Consider the following 17,034-nt stretch of genomic DNA (forward strand, 5'->3'; position numbering starts at 1 on the left):
TAAAGCTGACTGACGATCCTGGGCGATGCATACTCATCGCCCAGGATCAGTCGTCAATTCCTACTTGCCCTTCTTACCGAGCTTGTAGGTCGTGCTCGGACTCGACTTCGCGTGCTTCGCAGTTACGAACTTGCCCGTTTTGGCGCTCTTAAAAGAACCGCCCTTGCTCTTACCCATTTGCTGCTCACCTCCTTCACATCAAGGTGAGCATTGCACCACCGTCAGACATGCATAAGAAGCAGCTGAACAACGCCTCGCGATTAGAGGTCGACAGACGGGAGGGCCTCTACGATGCGCATAGTCTCGACACTCACCGTGGTGACTCGCTTGATGAGGTCCACGATGTAACGGGGTTCATTGTGCTCGGTGGCCCAGGCATTGGGGTCGTTGACGATGCCCGATGCCTTGTCCGTCTTCACCTGGTAGCGGTCGATAATCCATTCCAGGGACGAGCGTGATCCCAGCATGTACTTGTGGGCCTCGTCCGGAATGCCGCTAACGGTGACATTACCGTTGTAGAGAATGGTTGAACGGTCTTTTGACTTGCCAGTTCCACCCCAGCGCAGCTTGGATACTCGGTAATATCCAGGGTCCGATTCATTGCCGGTGCTGTGCGACTCGGTCAGCGGGTACGGGTCGGCCGATTCGTAGTTGATATGCAGATCCATGAGTTTGTGCCCTGCGTCCGCGTACGCATGGAACGCCTCAGTCGAACCGGGCAGTGGGATCCGAGGCAACTGCCGTTGGAGGTCCGCTGCATACTTTTCTCGATATAACGGATGGTGCAGCTGCGCGTACACACTGACAAAGATGTCGTCCTTAGTCACTCCCTGGCCGAAGGCCTCACGATAGCGCGCCAACGCATCGTCACTCACATTGTCGATCTGTCGATACCCGTCCATGACGACGTCGCTCTCGCTACCTTCTAGGCCCAGATCCAATTCTCCGCGGGTTGCGGCTACTTGGTCTACCAACTCATAGGTGTAGCGGGAGAAAAACTGACCCGCCTTACCGAAGAAGTCCAGACAGGGGATTTCATCCGTGGCCAATAAAGCGAATGGCTGTCCGGGATTAATTCCGTGGAGATAGAATCCGTAGTTCTCGTGCCGCGGGGTCGGGAACATACGGGGCAGTTGACTGCGTTCGTGGTTGTATCCTAGGCCGAAGTACACGTTCTGTTTAGAGAACGGCCTGTAGACACTCACTCTATATCCTTCAGGTGCTGGCTCGAGTCGTCGATTTTTAGCTGCGAGTTGCCGCAAAGATCGCGACCAGGACAAGCGGGACTGGTCCGCAAACTCGGTATTAAGTTGTAACCATTCCGCCACGTCTTTTTCATTCCCGGAGCCACGATTGGAGTACGTATACGACTGTCTGGCGTCGTCATAGGACTCAGTCATTCGCTCAACATTTTCAGAAAGCCTCGGAGCCGAATAGTTGTAAACCCACGCATCTCTGCCGGTCTCCAACCCGCGCGTAAAAGTCTTAAGGATCCGATTGACCTCCGGATTCTTACCCTTGTCACCCAGCGGTGCGAAATTCTGAAACTCGCCAGAGGACTGGTTGAGCCACTCGCCCTTGTCATTGGGGTCGAGCTCCTGCCACCCTTCACCGGTCAGGTTGGCCGTTTCAATGATCTTAAGCTTCTGTTCGCGCGAGAGGTAGTCACCGATATCGCGATAGTGCAGTTCGCAGGCTCCGGTGTGCGCGGGGTCCTTGATGGCGAGCAGGACGGCAACGGTAGTACGGCTGCCTCCACCAAATACGTTGCCCGCTTCCCTCTTGCGTAGGTCGCCGGCACCGCGCGCATTTCCGCGAGTATTGAAAACATACAAATGGTCAAAGTCCTTGACCAACGACTTTCGAATCCCGTCGGCGGAGTTGCCGTCGATGTATCCACCGTTGGTGACGTACGCGAGAATCCCGCGGTCACCGATCCGGTCAGATCCCCAGCGGATCGCGCGAACATAAGAGTCATAAAGGCTGTTCTTGTTCTGACCGCTACCGAGCTTGGCGTAGGTATCCCGAATTCGTCCATCAAGAGTCGGATAAGCCAGGTTGGCGTTGTTGTCATTCGCGCTGGTCTGCCCCACCGAATAGGGCGGGTTACCCACGACCACCCGGATGTCGGCGTCGAGCTGCTTCCGAGCTCGGCGGTTATTGCTCACAAACACGTCCGAGTCGATGACGTCCTTGTCCTCGGTCATTTGGAACGTGTCGCCAAGCACGATCCCCTCGAACGGCACGTAATAGCCGCCCTGAACCCCGTGATACGTGGCTTCTATGTTGATCGCGGCAATGTAGTAAGCCAGCAACATGATTTCATTGGCATGCAGCTCTTCGGCATACTTTCTGGCCAGATCGTGCGGGCTGATGATCCCAGACTGGATCAGCCTCACGATGAACGTGCCCGTCCCTGTGAAGGGATCGAGCACATGCACGCCCTGATCCGTGATCCCCGCCCCAAAGTGCCTGCGGGCCAGTTCATCCACTGACCGCAGAATGAAATCCACGATCTCCACGGGCGTGTAGACAATCCCCATGGCATCGGCCTGCTTAGGGAACGCCTTGGTGAAGAAGTTCTCGTACAGCTCGGTGATGATCTGCTGTTTACCTGCGGCGTTGTCGATGCCCGTGGCGCGCCGTCGAACGCTCGCGTAGAACCCCTCCAGGGAGGAGGTCTCGGAGTCCAGGTTGTTGCCCTCCAAAGTGTCGATCATCTTCTGCATCACCTGGGATACCGGATTGTTCGCGGCGAAGTCATAGCCATCGAACAGGGCATCGAACACGGGCTTGGTGATGAGGTGCTGAGACAACATCGAGATGGCATCGGTCCCGGAGATACCGTCGTTGAGGTTGGCTTTCAGCGCCGTCACGAATCGCTCGAACTCGCGGGCCACCTCAGGCGTTGGATTCTGACGCACCAATGCCGAGATTCGATCAGTGTGCTTGGCCGCAACTTCGGCGATGGTGTTGGACCAGTTTTCCCAGTACTCCCGGTCCCCCACCTTCTGGACGATCTTGGCGTAGATCGCATCTCGCCAATCCTGCGCATTGCCGAAATCCAGTTCCAGCGCCATTTGCTCGGGGCCCGGGACCCGCACCACAGAATCGTCGTCCACCGTCACAGGGATCACGTCGAGGCGATCGTCACGGTTCTGGTTGAGATCGATCTTGTTGACCATAGCTTCGAAGCGGTCATCGTGGGAGCGCAATGCGTTCAGCACGGACCAGATGACCTTGTACTTCTTGTTGTCCTTGAGCGCCACCTCTGGAGTCACGCCAGCGGGGATTCCCACCGGCAAGATGATGTATCCGTACTGCTTGTTCTTCGCGCGGCGCATCACACGGCCCACAGACTGCACCACGTCCACCTGCGAATTACGCGGGTTCAGGAACAGCACTGCGTCCAAGTTGGGGACATCCACACCCTCAGACAGACAACGAGCGTTGGTTAGGATCCGGCATTCGCCCTGCTCGATGTCGGATTCGAGCCAACGAAGCTTTCCGCTACGTTGCGCTACGTTCATGCCGCCGTCCACATGTTCGGCGCGCAATAGCAAGTCTTCGGGGTTCTCCTCGGTTAGCTGCTCGCTCACACGCTCAAACATGCGCGCGACCCGCTGCGATTCCCGGATATTCGCAGCGAACGCAACCGCACGGTTCATGGGTTCGACGACGCCGCTCGGCGCGGCGTCGTCGTCGGTCTCCCCGCGATCGCGGTCGGTGCCGCGCGTGGACAAGCCCTTCCAACACCCCACCATTCGAGCGACGTCGTCAATGTTGAGCTGCCCGTCCTCATCAGTGAGTAGATCCTGGAACTGGCGCGTAATGGAACCTTCGTCCACGGCCAAAACCAGGACCTTGTAATCCGTGAGGAGGCCGGCTTCCACAGCCTCGCCAAAACCCAACCGGTGGAACTCCGGGCCGAACAAGTTTTCGTCGTCCATTGACGCCACGACCACGGAGTTCTCATCCGCCTTGCGCTTAGTGCTTTCGTCGAAAACGCGCGGGGTGGCCGTCATGTAGAGCCGCTTGGCGCCGTGAATGAAGCCCTGATCATGGACACGAACGAATGCCGATTCGGCCGCACCGGCCAACGTGGCACCGGTGGTGCGATGAGCTTCATCGCAGATGATCAGATCGAAGTCAGGGAATCCCTGTTCTTGCGCTTGGGACAACACGTCGATGGACTGATACGTGGAGAAGACCACGGTGCGACCCGCAAAGTTTGGTGCGATATTCAACTGCACCATAAGTCGTTCCGCATTAGTGGTTGCGGGAATGACCAAGTCCGTTGCGGAAATGTCGTCATCCGTGCTCTTGCCGACCTTGACATCAGAGCACACCGCGAAAGCTCGGAAGTCCTCCGAAGCATCGCGCTTCCACTCGGTCAGGGTCTGAGATAGCAGCGAGATGGACGGAACTAGGAATAGCACCGTGGCATCCGAAGCTGTCTGCTCCTGCATGATCTGCAGTGACGTATAGGTCTTGCCCGTGCCGCACGCCATGATGAGCTTGCCACGGTCATGATCGGTGAAGCCGGCGGCAACATCCGCCATGGCCTTGATCTGATGGGGCCGAGGAGACTTCTTGTCGTCCGTGCGGACCATGTGATCCGGTTGGTCCAGACTGAACTGCGACCAATCGATGGGGGCATCCGCCAGCTGCTCCAGACCCAGCGTGATCATGGGCGGATCGAGCCGGTCGATAGTCTGACGAGCGTTCTTGCCCATCTCCTCAAGCGAAGTGGAAACCAGCATCCGCTCCGCGAACTCACCAGTGGCGGAGGCCGAAATAAAGCTGTCGATCGCGCCCTTGGAGATCTTCTCGTTCGGGTCCTGGAACTTGCACTGAATGGCAACCTTCTCGCCGGTGCCAGCACGCACACCCACCAGATCCACGCCGGTATCAGTGCGGTTCCCCTTGTCTGGGTACTCATTCCACAGCCAGACATTGCTGAACGAATATGCGCGGTCAGCGAGCAGGTAGGAACGCATCAGTCGCTCGAACTTGGTTCCCCGGTCTCGCTTGTCCAAGGAACCGTAGTACAAGGTATCGAGCAGCTGTCCGAATGCGTCCTGGGTCATGGTGCCCATTATTCATGCGCGCGCACGAGAATCGGGGCAAGCTACCGGCAAGTTTCTTCCGTTGAATTTACTAGTCACTTGCAGTCGCCGAGGGCATCTCCGAGAAGTTGCGTTACTGCATGAGTTTCCGCAACAGGGTTTGCATCGCGGCCTGTTCCTTCAACTCATGATCAACAGACTGCTGGTACTCCTGGCCGACCATCGCATCTCCTTGCCGACGGTTCTGCGGAGGTTCCAACCCCTCGATCAACAAAGCCTCCATCGTGGCAACGACGAGATCGGTGCCAAAGTTCTCGGCCGGGTCGCCCAGCTTGCCATCGCTCAGTACTGGTCTGAGTCCGAACCAGGAGAACCTGTCCCATCGTCCAGACAACCGGTCTTTGGTGTGTTCCCACAGCCGTACGCCTAATCGCGGCGCTGACACTCGGCCCACATAAATGGTCCGGGCTCCGTCGTGGAGTAGGTAAACGCCGATCTGGCTGGCCACATTCACCGACGATTCTTCACCAGCTTGGTGCCCCAGTATCTTGACGTTCCTACCCTTTTTCCAGTCCACCTGGTTCCGATTCCAGAACATTCCGAAGGCGGAGATCAGACCCGCTGACTCGGTTACCTCGTCTGTCTCCTCGGGTTCGGCTAGCGCTCGCTCAGTTGTGACTTCATGGGTCACAAGCGCAGACGCAATCGGCTGCGAGGATGAGGTGAGCCCATTCGCCTGATTCGCATCAGAGGCGGATGTCTGTTTCGCTGGCGTGGGCAAGTCGTTGAGGTACCGGGCACGGATGTCAGTGAGCGGGGTCGTTCTTCCGTCACGTACGACCGCCCAGAAGTCCCACCCGTTGATAGAACGCCCTTGGCAGACCACTTTTCCTGCACCAGACAGAGTCTTATATGAAGTCCCGTCCAGGCTGATGCTGCCATCAGCGTTCAGTGCCGCAGTCGCCGGCCATGATGGGCTCGTAGATCTGAGCTCGTCCCCAGGCTTTAGCAACCCGTGCTCGATCAGATCCGACACAGACGTCATAGCTCTCCCCTTGATTGCTCAGTTCATTAACAATCAACAATAGGTGAGCACCACGGAATGGGCCGAGATGTGAGCCACACGCTTATTTTGATCGAGCCCCCTCCGCACCGGCACGATGGAAGACATGAATACGCAGACCTCGGGCACCACCGTCAAAGTTGAAGTCGGCCATCACGAGCTCATCATCAGGGACCGCTATGAGATCGCGTCGATCTGCAACGACATTCTGATCGGTGTGATCTTCGTGATCGGCTCGTTCTTGTTCTTCTCTGAGGCGACCATGACCATCGCCACGTGGTTGTTCGTCGTGGGAAGTCTCTTGATGCTCGTGCGACCCGTGATTCGGTTGGCCCGCCGGACTCACCTGAAGAAGATTAACCCCCGCAGTGATGCCGCAACCAGCAGAGACTTCTGAGTGATGAACATTCCAGTCCGTAAAGATGCACCTGAGCGGCCCAAAAATGCACTTCTGATGACTGGGATGTCGGGGCCACCGCTCCCCCACCAACTCGTCCAGGGGGCCCGCTGGCGCGAAAGCCCTCAGTCATCAAAAAGCCACTTGGACGCGGTCCAGGTGGCTTTTTCGTGCCTCAGATTTGGCAGTGGCTTAAAGCTGACTCAGATCTCGGCGCGAACAATTAAACCCGCGTCACCCACACCGCTTCCGCCGCGAGAACGCCCATGCTGACCACGGACTGCGGATCGGCAAGGGTGGGCGCAGCAGCGGGAACATCACCAGCACCGTCACCGCCCCCCGCAACACGGCCATGCGCGCCCGCGGCAACAACAGCGGCCGCAGTCCCAACCACCGACACCGCAACCATCCCCGGCGACCCCGAATCCGGCAACACCCGCAACCGCGTACCCGGCACCACGCCAACCCCGGCCAGATAGCGCAAGGTCGCAGGATCATCATCGGACACCCGCACCACGTCAACGGCCACCGGCTCCAGCACATCCACCAGTTGCACAGCCGTGGGTGCGGCGATCACCCCACTCGGCGAAGGAATCACATCCCCGTGCGGATCAGCGGACGGATGCCCCAGCAGCGCATCGATCCGGTCTAAGAACTTCTCCGAGACGGCGTGCTCAAGCACCTCGGCCTCATCGTGCACCTCATCCCACGCGTATCCGAGCTTGGTGGTCAGGAACGTCTCCAGCAGCCGATGCCGCCGCACCATGGTGACCGCCACCGAGCGGCCCTCATCGGTCAGCTCGACCACTCCGTAGGACGGACGCGTCACCATGCCCTGCGCCGTGAGCTTCTTGAGCGCCTCGGACACCGTGGACGCCGCCAGCCCCATGCGCGCGGCCAGGGTCGTGGTGGTGACCTTGTCCGGCGACCACTCGCCCAACTGCCAAATGGTCTTCAGGTAGTCCTGCGTGGAAGAACTGAGCTCTGCGGGTTGCACGTGTCCAGGGTACCGGTCGCCCCGGATTAGAATTTGGCGGGCGGTACTCATTTCCCGGCCGCCCGTCAGACGCCACGCGCCGCTGTCTAGGAGCCTTCATGAGTTCGTCACCGTCCACTCCCCCCACTAACGACGCCGCTGCCCCCGGTCTCGCGGAACGCCTCGGGTTGGGCTGGCGCCTCCACGGGGACGGACGCACCGTGGCCCCCGGCGACGTCGTCACCCCGCGCGAGCGGCTCGTGTGGCCCCGAACGATCTCGATCGGCGCCCAGCACGTGGTGGCCATGTTCGGCGCGACGTTCCTGGTGCCGCTGCTGACCGGATTTCCACCGGCCACCACGCTGTTCTTCTCGGGCATCGGAACCATCCTGTTCCTGATCCTGACCGCGGGACGTGTGCCCTCATACCTGGGCTCGTCGTTCGCGTTCATCGCCCCGATCTCCGCGGCCATGAACCAGTACGGCCCCGGTGGCGCGCTCGGTGGTGTGGTCATGGCCGGCATCGCGTTGGCGATCATCGGCCTGATCGTGCAGCTGGCCGGCACCGGGTGGCTGCAGAAGCTGATGCCGCCACTGGTCACGGGCACCATCGTGGCGCTGATCGGCTTCAATCTGGCACCCTCGGCCAAGGCGAACTTCATGGAAGCCCCGGTCACCGCCATGGTGACCCTGGGCTCCATCATCCTGATCTCCGTGCTGTTTCGCGGTCTGATCGGCCGCCTGTCCATCCTGTTGGGCGTGGCCATCGGCTACATCACCGCCGTGGTCCGCGGCGAGGTCGATTTCACCGCCATCAACGCCGCGTGGCAGGAACAGGGCCTGTTCGGACTCCCCCAATTCCACACCCCCGAGTTCCACCTGAGCCTGGCCGGGCTCTTCATCCCCGTGATCCTGGTGCTCGTGGCCGAGAACATCGGGCACGTGAAGTCCGTAGCGCTCATGACCGGCGACGACCTGGACCCCTACGCCGGCCGCGCCATCATGGCCGACGGCCTGGCCACCATCATCGCCGGCTCCGGCGGTGGCTCCGGTACCACCACGTACGCGGAGAACATCGGAGTCATGGCCGCCACCCGTGTCTACTCCACCGCCGCGTACTGGGTCGCCGCGATCGTCGCGATCCTGCTGAGCGTTATGCCCGTGTTCGGCGCAGCCGTTGCAACCGTTCCCCAGGGTGTCCTGGGCGGCGCGGCCACGGTGCTGTACGGCATGATCGGCATGCTGGGCGTGCGCATCTGGGTCCAGAACCGCGTGGACTTCTCCAACCCCGTCAACCTCACCACCGCGGCCGTTGCCATGATCGTGGGCATCGCCGACTACACGTGGTCGGTATTCGGTCTGGACTTCGCGGGCATCGCCCTGGGCACCGCCGCGACCCTGGTGATTTACCACCTCATGGCGTTCATTGCCCGCGTGCGCGGTTCCGTGGGCTCCGACCCGTTGACCCCGGACACCTCCAAGACGCCGTCGCCGCTGGGCTAGGTCAGACAGTAGAAATGGGGGTTGCTCACCACGGTGAGCAAGCCCCCACTTCTAGCCCTCGGACTTAGGACCCCTGGTCGCTCCATTTAGCCATGATGAGTTGCTTGGCTTCAGATTCAGACAACTCTTCAATCTCCTCGGCACTCAGGTTCAGTTCTTCACTGAGTGCGCGCCTGAGCCACTCAGGCAATGAACTGGGCGGTGGGGGTTCCTCATTCACCGAGATGTCCTGGAAAAGTCGCCCCATCCCACTAATGACGTCCGCCAGGGGCTTTATCTCTGGCCCGCCGTTAGAACGAAGTTTGGCGATCCGGCCCTTCATTTCTTCGTAGACCTCGGAATCCGAGCGGACTCCTACCGCCCAAACTTCCGAAATTTCGAGAACCGTTGGTCCGCCGGGCTCTTCCTTGACTCGCCACACAATCCTGTAGTGCCGGTCACCGACTACAAGTTTTCGAAAACCCACCAAAGCGCCAAGTAGAGGTTCCCCTGCCAGTGGCGAGCGCTCCAACAGGAGCATCTTCTTGAAGACTGCACGAAGGATGGATGGATCCTTCTTCTTCAAGCGGAACAGATCACTGACTGCGTCTTCTGTCAGCCGTACCACGCAGTGTGAATCTGGAAGATTCACGACCGTGTTGAACCGATTTCACCAGCTAGCTCTGCTTCGAGTTCTTCGCGAGTAAAGCCAAAAGCCTTCATAGCCTGATCCAGGTCCGTTCTAACTCCTGAATCCGTGGCGAAGCGTGCCATGACCAACGCCGCATCGCGGAGAGTATCCCGATCCCGTCGAAGCCCGTCCATCTCGTCCGCAGAGACCACCTCTGCCACAACTCTCCCGTGCCGCGCCAAAGCGACGTCGTGGCCTTGTTCAGCTGATGACACCAAAGCAGATACGCCGGCACGCGACGCATCGGAAATCGACAAAGTACTCATGTCCCAAATATACACATTTTTCTACACAGAATTCTAGGAGACCATCGAGGCGCGAACCGGGTCTAAGAGACTGCCGCCTCTGAGCTAAATACTCGCGCCGCGCTCAACGACGCCGCTCAGCCACCTCTCCAGCGCCGGCCACGCATTGCGCCCGGTCGAGCGGCGCACCAGACCGTGGTGTCCCAGCGAGGTGACGCCCAGCTCCCCCGGCGTGAACGTCCTACGCTCCACGGTGGTTCCGGTGAGGCGGTCGGTGATTTCCTCGATCTGCTCCGGCGTGGCCCAGGGGTCGTCCGACGCGCCAACGGCAAGCACGGGAACAGAAACCTTAGCGGCCCGCGAGACAGCATCCATCGTCGGGTCATCGAAGAAGTAATGCGGTTTCCGCGCCCACTTCCCCCACTCGAGCATGGCGCCGGAAGGCATGTCTTCGCCCAGCCCGGCTCGACGCCCCGGCATGTAGCCGAACACTCGACACAGCACCGGACCGGCCACGTGGAGCACGGCTGCCACGCGGCGTCGTTCGGCGGTGCCGCGCACGGTGTTGGTGACGCCGGCGTGAGATGAGATGGTCACGAATCCGGCGAGGCCCTCGGTGCCGTAGTCCAGTGCGAGCGCATGGGCGCCCACGCTGTGACCAATGGCCACTTGGGGCAGGTCTCCAAATCGCGAGCGAACCCACGAAGCCACCGCCGGAACATCCTGGGCCATCCAGTCGCGCATCCGCAGCTCGGGATGATCCTTGGGCTTGCCGGAGCGGCCAGTGCCACGGAAGTCGTACGTCACCACCGCGTAGCCCCGAGCGGCAAAGTACTCCGCCAGACCACGGTAGAAACGCTCGGGGGTGGCGGTGGCCGGGTGAATCGTCAGCGCGGCGGACGGCTCATCCAAAGGCAACCACAGCGTCCCGGTCACCGAGGAATCCCCGACGACCGGAATCTGCAGCTGCTCGGTTCGGATGCTCACTCCCGGCTCAGCCGGAGAAGACGATGCCGTGCTCAGAACGGCAGCTCCATCTTGCGCTCCACGACCCGGCGAACTTCCTCCGCGTCCACCTCTGCCACGGTGGCCGGGGACCACTGCGGGTTCTTGTCCTTGTCGACCACCATGGCGCGCACGCCCTCCAAGAATTCCTTAGACTGCGCGGCAACCGTGGCCATGCTGAGTTCGCGTTCCAGGCAGGAGCGGACGCTATCGTCCTTGGCACCCGCATTGAGCAGCTCGAAGACACGAACCAGCGAGGTGGGGCTCATGCCGTCCAGGTCGCTGCCGGTGCGCTCGACAATCGCCTCGAGCGAGTCGCCGCCGTAGGTCTCCTGAATCTCGTCCCATTTGGTGATGATCTCGGAAGCCGGCGGTTCCTGACCGAACTTGGCAACGGCGGCGTCCACGCCGTCGGAAATGGTCAGCTCCACGAAAGCCTCGGCATCGGACGAGGAAATGTAAGTGTCGGCCAGGCCCAGGGCAATGGCGTCCGCACCGTTGAAGCGGGCACCGGACAAGCCCAGGTACCGGCCGAATTCCAGGGACGTCTCGCGAGCGCCGTCGGCGGTTTCGCGGGAGACGCGCGGCAAGAAGTGGCTGGCTCCGATGTCCGTGAAGAAACCGATCGCGGTTTCGGGCATGGCCATCAGAGTGGTTTCGGAGACGATACGGTGCGAGCCGTGCACCGAGATGCCCATGCCGCCGCCCATCACGATGCCGTTCATCATGGCCACGTACGGCTTGGGGTACTCAGCGATCAGGTTGTCCATGGCGTACTCGGTGCCGAAGGTGTCCTCCACCTCGTCCGAGCGGCCATCCAGGGCTGCCTCGCGGACTTCCTTGATGTCACCGCCGGCGCACAGCGCCTTGGGGAGCGTGGACTGCATGACCACCTGCGTGATGGCCGGGTCCTTGGCCCAATCCTGAAGGGCTCCGGCGATCTGGTGGTACATGGAACGGCTCAGCGCGTTGAGCGCCTTTTCGCGCGTGAGCGTGAGCACTCCGGTGCCGCCCACGATTTCTGCCCGGACAAAATTCTCCTGAGATGTGGTCATGATCACCACCCTATCGAGACCGGGCTTGGAGAATTCAGGATTCCAAAGCTTTACGCAGTGCGCCCAACAGGTCCTTGGCGCGGCGGTCCACGTTTTCCGCGAACATCTCGTTGGTGTGGAACGAGAACCCGATCCCGTAGTCCGGCCACGCCCCGTGCAGGCAACCGCCCGCGCCGGAGTGCCCGTAAGCCCGCTCCACGGGACCGTAGGTGTGGATGGGATCCTGCAGCTCGTAGCCCAGACCGAAGCGCAAAGGACGGTCGTTGACGGCGTCCAGTCCCTCGGACCAGGTCCGAGTAAACAACTCACGGGTCTCCGCGGACACCAAAGAACCGGACTCCACGAGCGAGTACGCCCGGGCAATCGAATCCGCCCCACCGATCGCACCTCCGGACGCCAGCCCCGCCGCGTGGAACGCCGGCGAATTGGCGGGCAGCTCATCCCCCATCAGCGCATCGCCGTACATGCGGTCCACGATGGCGCGGCGTTCGGGGTCCTTGAGGAACGTGCTGATGGCGTAGCCGGGGGCCCGGAACACAGGCGCCACGCGAGACTCCAGACCTTCCGGCAGCCCCAGGTACAGATCCAGCCCGTTCGGCTCCACGATCCGTTCCGCCAGCAGCTGGCCGGCTCGCTTGCCGGTGATGCGAACCAGGATGCCCTCCACCAGGTAGCCGAACGTCACCGCGTGATAGGCCACCTTGGAACCGGGCTCCCACACGGGCTTTTGCTGCGCCAGGATCTCGGAATGGGCGGTCAGGTCGAAGAAACTGTCCGTGGGATCCGGATCCGTGTATATCAACCCCACCGTGTGGTTGAGCACCTGGGCCACGGTCACGTTTTCCTTGCCAGCGGCGGCGAACTCCGGCCAGTACTCGGCCACGGGTGCGTGCACGTCCAGGACGCCGTCGTCCACGAGCATGGCCGCCAGCGTGGCCACCAGCCCCTTGGTTCCCGAGAACATCACGGCCAGGGTCTCGTCGGTCCACGGCGTCTCCGCCGGATCATCAGGAGACGAACGCCGCTCCTGCGAACCGCCGTGCAAACGAACCAGCGGCTCCCCGTCGCGGTACACGCTGAACGACATGCCGCCGCACGTTTGCCTCAAATGCTGCTCGAAGATCTCCCGGATCACCCGCCCTGTGGTGCCGGGCAGATGGGTTTCGGCGATCAATTCCTGTGCACTTCCGGCGGTCATTCGGTGACGGTTCCTTCCCCCTCGCGCTTCAGCGTGGGTACGTGCTTCAACAGCGACTTGGTGTAGCCATGCTGCGGGTTACGCAGCACGTGGTCCGTGGGCCCGTAATCAACCAGTCGACCCTTCTCCAACACCGCGAGTTTATGGGACACGTGCCGCGCAAGCGCGATGTTGTGGGTCACGAACAGCATGGCCAGCCCGCGTTCGCGCTGCAGATCGCGCAGCAGCTCGATCACCGAGGCCTGCACGGACACGTCCAGCGCGGAGGTGATCTCATCACACACCAGCACCGAGGGCGCATTCACCAGCGCTCGCGCCACCGCCGCACGTTGCCGCTCACCACCGGAGAGTTCACCGGGCCTGCGGTTGATGTAGCTGCGCCCCAGCCGCACCGCATCCAGCGCGTCGGCCACGGCGGCGCGCCGCTGCTTCCGGGACATTCCGCCGCTCATTTCCAGCGGCACTTCGAGCGAGTCACCAATGCTGCGACGCGGGTTCAGCGATGAGAACGGCGACTGGAAAATGTACTGAATCCGGCGGCGGTCCTCGTTACTGCGCTTGCGCGTTCCGTTCGCGAGCACGTTGCCTTCCAGCAGCACCTCGCCCGTGTACGCGGCGTTGAGGCCGGCAATGCTGCGCGAGAGCGTGGTCTTACCCGAACCGGATTCACCCAAGAGCATGGTGGTCTGGCCCTCGACCAGGTCCAGATTGATGCCGTCCAGAATCACCGCCGGTCCGTACGCCAGCCGCAGGTCGCGTACGGCGACCAACGGTTCATTGGCAGGTTTCGTTTCGGTCGGCGACGCCGCTCGGTCATGTACCTGGGCCGTATCGCCGGTTGACGACGCCGCCCGCTCACCACCGCGCGATGCCTCGTCAGATCGCGCGGGTTCGGCCGCGACCGCGGTGGCACCGGAGGATGCTCCGTGAGCCGACTGGGCGGCGTCGTGCTGGCCGACACCGCGAGCGTTGTCCCGGCCATCGTTCGCGCCGCGCGCGCTATCTGCGACCTGACCGCTATTGGCGACCGGGACGTCGTCGTCATGGCTGTTGTCCCAGGGCGCACGCACCTTGGCACTGGGGCTCACCGCAGGCCCGCCGCCCATGGCGCGTTCACCCTGGAGGTCGGGCACCGCGGCCAGAAGTGTCTTGGTGTAGTCGTGATCAGGATCGTAAAGAACCTTCTCGGCGGGACCGCGTTCCACTATCTCGCCGCGGAGCATGACCGCCACGTCGTTGGCGACCTGGGCGACCACGGCGAGGTCGTGAGTGATGTAGAGGCCGGCGACATCGTGCTTGGTAGTCAACTGGTACACGGTCTTGAGGACCAGGTCCTGGGTGGCCACGTCCAAACCGGTGGTCGGCTCATCCAGGATGATCACGGCGGGGCGGCACGCGAAGGCCATCGCAATGCCGATGCGTTGCTGCTGACCGCCCGAAAGTTGGTGCGGGTAGCGCCGCTGGTACTTCTTGGTGCTGGGCAGGCCCACTTCTTCGAGCACCTCGGCCACGCGAGCCTCGCGTTCCCTACCATTGCGTCCGAACTCGTGGATGCGCAGCACCTCGTGGATCTGCTCCCCCACGCGCAACGCACCATTGAGCGAGAGCGCGGGATCCTGAGGAACGTACGCAATGGTGCCGCCGCGCAGCTTACGCACCTGCTTCTCAGACAGCGTCAGCAGGTCCATGTTCTGGTTGAAGAACCGCGACGCACCTTCGTGCAACTGGACGGAGCCACCGCGCAGTTCCAATCCGGTGCGCAAATGGTTCATGCATGCCAGCGCGGCAGTGGTCTTACCAGAACCGGACTCACCCACCAGGGCCAGAATGCGCCCGGGCGTGAGGTCGAAATCGACGTCCTTGAGGATCAGGTCCCCGCCTTGAACACCCAGGGACAGGTCGCGCACGGAAATGGCCGTGGCCACCGTGGCCTTGGGAACGGTAGTTGTGCTGACCATTTACTTGTCCTTTCGCGCGGAACCGGTGGTGCGGCCCGCTGAGGCGCCGGACACGGCGTCGGCAATGAGGTTGGTGCCCACGGTAAGAATGGCGATCGCGATCACCGGCAGGATCACGCCCCATGGCTGGAGCGAAAGCGCAATGCGGTTCTCGTTGATCATCAGGCCCCAGTCCGCGGTGGGCGGCTGCATGCCCAATCCCAGGAACGACAGCGAGGCGACGGCGCCGATCGAATACGTCATGCGCAAGCCCATCTCCACCATGAGAGGGCCCATGATGTTGGGGACCACGTCCCGGCCCAGAATCTTCCACTGGGGCACGGCGTACATTTGCGAGGCCAGTACGTAGTCCTCCGCGACCACACCGGAGGTGGCCGAGCGAATCACGCGGGCCACGCGCGGTGCGTGGGTGATGCCGATGACCACCACGAGCACCCAGCCCTGCGGGCCCAGCACGGTAATGGCGAGCATTGCGAAGACCAGCTGCGGGATGGCCAGCAGCACGTCACCGGTGCGCATAATGGCCGAGTCCATCCAGCCGCCGCGGAACGCCGCGAGCATGCCGAGAACGGTGCCGAGCCCAACGCCCAGCACTGTGGCCAGGGCCGAGTACAGCAGCAGTCGCCAGCCGCCCTCAAGGAACCGGGAGAGTACGTCACGGCCCAGATTGTCCGTGCCGAAGATGTCGTACTGGAACGGTTTGCCCGCGTACGAGGTAGGACCGTAACCGGTCCACGCGGGAACCACGAACGGACCCGCGATGGCCACCAACAACACCAGGCCGGTCAGCACCAGGCCGAACTTGGCCTCGGGTTGGGACAGGAACCGGCGGAAGAAGGAAACAGGACGGGCGTCCCCGCGGGACTCCGCAGGTTCAAAACTTGCTGCGGGCTGGGTGACCGGAGTTTCCGGTGTCACCGGTTGATGGTTCTGCGCGCTCATTTGGAGGACTCCGTCCGCAGCTTGGGATTGGCCAGGATGCCGATCACATCAGCAATGAGGTTCACGACCACGTAGAACGCGGCAATGATCATGGACAGTGCTTGGACCACCTGAACGTCACGGATCTGCACCGCGTCCACCATGGCCTGGCCCAGACCGGGATAGCGGAAGAGGAACTCGACCACCACAATGCCGCCGGCCAACCAGGCCAGCTGCATGGCCACGACCTGCGCGACCGGTCCGATCGCGTGGGGCAGCGCATGCTTCATGATCACCTGGCGTTCGGGCACGCCCTTGAGCCGGGCCATCTCCACGTAGCCGGAATCGAGCACGTCCAGCATGGTGGCTCGGGTCATTCGGATCATGTAGGGAACGACCACGAGCACCAGTGTCAGCGTGGGCAGAACCAACTGCAACGGGTAATCCCACACCCGGGTTCCCGGCGCGGCCATGGTCACGGAGGGCAGGAGCTGGAACACCGTGGTGGACAACAGCGCAGTCAGCGCAATACCGATCACGAACTCGGGCAGTGCTGCCAGGACCAACGAAATGCCGGTCAGAGTGTGGTCAGTGGTGCGGCCACGGCGCATGGCGGACCAGGTGCCCAGCAGGATGCCCACCGGGATGGAGATGACTGCGGCAATGATCATCAGCAGTATCGAAGCCGAGACCTTTTGCCCCAGCAGCTCATTGACCGAACCGCCGGTGGCGGCCGAGGTACCGAGGTCGCCAACCAACAGGCCACCCAGCCAGGTGAAGTAGCGCTCGTACCAAGGGTCGTTGAGGTTCAGCTGTTCACGCAGCACCGCGAGGCGTTCCGGCGTGGCCTGCTGGCCGAGGATCGCCTGCGCCGGATCACCGGGCAGCAGGAGCGTGAAGACGAACACCACCACGGACACTGCCAGCAGCACGAAGACCGAGATGCCCAGGCGTTTGAGAATCATTTGTCCCACG

The 17,034-nt window shown here is 61.8% G+C and carries 13 protein-coding genes and 1 pseudogene; 2 read left to right on the top strand and 12 right to left on the bottom strand.

All coding sequences use genetic code 11. From position 1 onward, the window contains the following. Nucleotides 1-260: 260 nt before the first annotated feature. From RF638_RS01760 to RF638_RS01770, 3 genes and pseudogenes are all read right to left on the bottom strand, one after another. Nucleotides 261-5,090: a DEAD/DEAH box helicase gene (locus tag RF638_RS01760; protein ID WP_368841285.1), complete on the bottom strand. Its 4,830-nt coding sequence runs from the start codon at nt 5,088-5,090 to the stop codon at nt 261-263. Between the two features lie 112 nt (nt 5,091-5,202). Next, complete coding sequence (locus RF638_RS01765) at nt 5,203-5,583, bottom strand: GIY-YIG nuclease family protein (RefSeq protein ID WP_259912685.1); 381 nt, start codon at nt 5,581-5,583, stop codon at nt 5,203-5,205. Nucleotides 5,584-5,865: 282 nt separating this feature from the next. Further along, nucleotides 5,866-6,114: pseudogene (locus tag RF638_RS01770) on the bottom strand (hypothetical protein); the annotation flags it as partial. Nucleotides 6,115-6,238: 124 nt separating this feature from the next. On the opposite strand from RF638_RS01770, the gene RF638_RS01775 reads away from it, so the two are divergent. Further along, nucleotides 6,239-6,529, top strand: a complete 291-nt coding sequence (locus RF638_RS01775) for a YrhK family protein (protein WP_193554306.1) — start codon at nt 6,239-6,241, stop codon at nt 6,527-6,529. Nucleotides 6,530-6,752: 223 nt separating this feature from the next. On the opposite strand, the gene RF638_RS01780 is transcribed toward RF638_RS01775, so the two are convergent. Then, nucleotides 6,753-7,526: a metal-dependent transcriptional regulator gene (locus tag RF638_RS01780; RefSeq protein ID WP_202976193.1), complete on the bottom strand. Its 774-nt coding sequence runs from the start codon at nt 7,524-7,526 to the stop codon at nt 6,753-6,755. 98 nt (nt 7,527-7,624) lie between these two features. Between RF638_RS01780 and RF638_RS01785 the strand changes: the two genes are divergently transcribed. Beyond that, entirely contained in the window at nt 7,625-9,007 is a 1,383-nt protein-coding gene (locus RF638_RS01785) for a uracil-xanthine permease family protein (protein ID WP_368841286.1), read from the top strand. A gap of 64 nt (nt 9,008-9,071) precedes the next feature. Here RF638_RS01785 and RF638_RS01790 read toward each other — a convergent pair whose 3' ends face one another. From RF638_RS01790 to RF638_RS01825, 8 genes are all read right to left on the bottom strand, one after another. After that, complete coding sequence (locus tag RF638_RS01790) at nt 9,072-9,638, bottom strand: type II toxin-antitoxin system RelE/ParE family toxin (protein ID WP_129700698.1); 567 nt, start codon at nt 9,636-9,638, stop codon at nt 9,072-9,074. Then, nucleotides 9,635-9,943 carry a type II toxin-antitoxin system Phd/YefM family antitoxin gene (locus RF638_RS01795; RefSeq protein ID WP_368841287.1) on the bottom strand — a complete coding sequence of 103 codons (309 nt, stop codon included), beginning with the start codon at nt 9,941-9,943 and terminating at the stop codon, nt 9,635-9,637. Before RF638_RS01795 ends, RF638_RS01790 begins: the two co-directional genes overlap by 4 nt. A gap of 84 nt (nt 9,944-10,027) precedes the next feature. Beyond that, nucleotides 10,028-10,909 carry an alpha/beta fold hydrolase gene (locus tag RF638_RS01800; RefSeq protein WP_368841288.1) on the bottom strand — a complete coding sequence of 294 codons (882 nt, stop codon included), beginning with the start codon at nt 10,907-10,909 and terminating at the stop codon, nt 10,028-10,030. Between the two features lie 32 nt (nt 10,910-10,941). Beyond that, complete coding sequence (locus tag RF638_RS01805) at nt 10,942-11,982, bottom strand: enoyl-CoA hydratase/isomerase family protein (protein ID WP_368841289.1); 1,041 nt, start codon at nt 11,980-11,982, stop codon at nt 10,942-10,944. Nucleotides 11,983-12,016: 34 nt separating this feature from the next. Beyond that, nucleotides 12,017-13,180 (bottom strand): serine hydrolase domain-containing protein, encoded by a 1,164-nt coding sequence (locus tag RF638_RS01810; protein ID WP_368841290.1) that lies wholly within the window; start codon nt 13,178-13,180, stop codon nt 12,017-12,019. Beyond that, on the bottom strand, nt 13,177-15,138 hold the full coding sequence (locus RF638_RS01815; RefSeq protein WP_368841291.1) for an ATP-binding cassette domain-containing protein: 1,962 nt from the start codon (nt 15,136-15,138) through the stop codon (nt 13,177-13,179). The genes RF638_RS01810 and RF638_RS01815 overlap by 4 nt, the downstream gene beginning before the upstream one ends. Continuing rightward, complete coding sequence (locus RF638_RS01820; protein WP_129700688.1) at nt 15,139-16,080, bottom strand: ABC transporter permease; 942 nt, start codon at nt 16,078-16,080, stop codon at nt 15,139-15,141. Continuing rightward, nucleotides 16,077-17,033 carry an ABC transporter permease gene (locus RF638_RS01825; RefSeq protein ID WP_368841292.1) on the bottom strand — a complete coding sequence of 319 codons (957 nt, stop codon included), beginning with the start codon at nt 17,031-17,033 and terminating at the stop codon, nt 16,077-16,079. Before RF638_RS01825 ends, RF638_RS01820 begins: the two co-directional genes overlap by 4 nt. Nucleotide 17,034: the final 1 nt, after the last annotated feature.

It is taken from the genome of Kocuria sp. CPCC 205235 (assembly GCF_040980905.1).
GTDB classification, from domain to species: domain Bacteria; phylum Actinomycetota; class Actinomycetes; order Actinomycetales; family Micrococcaceae; genus Kocuria; species Kocuria carniphila.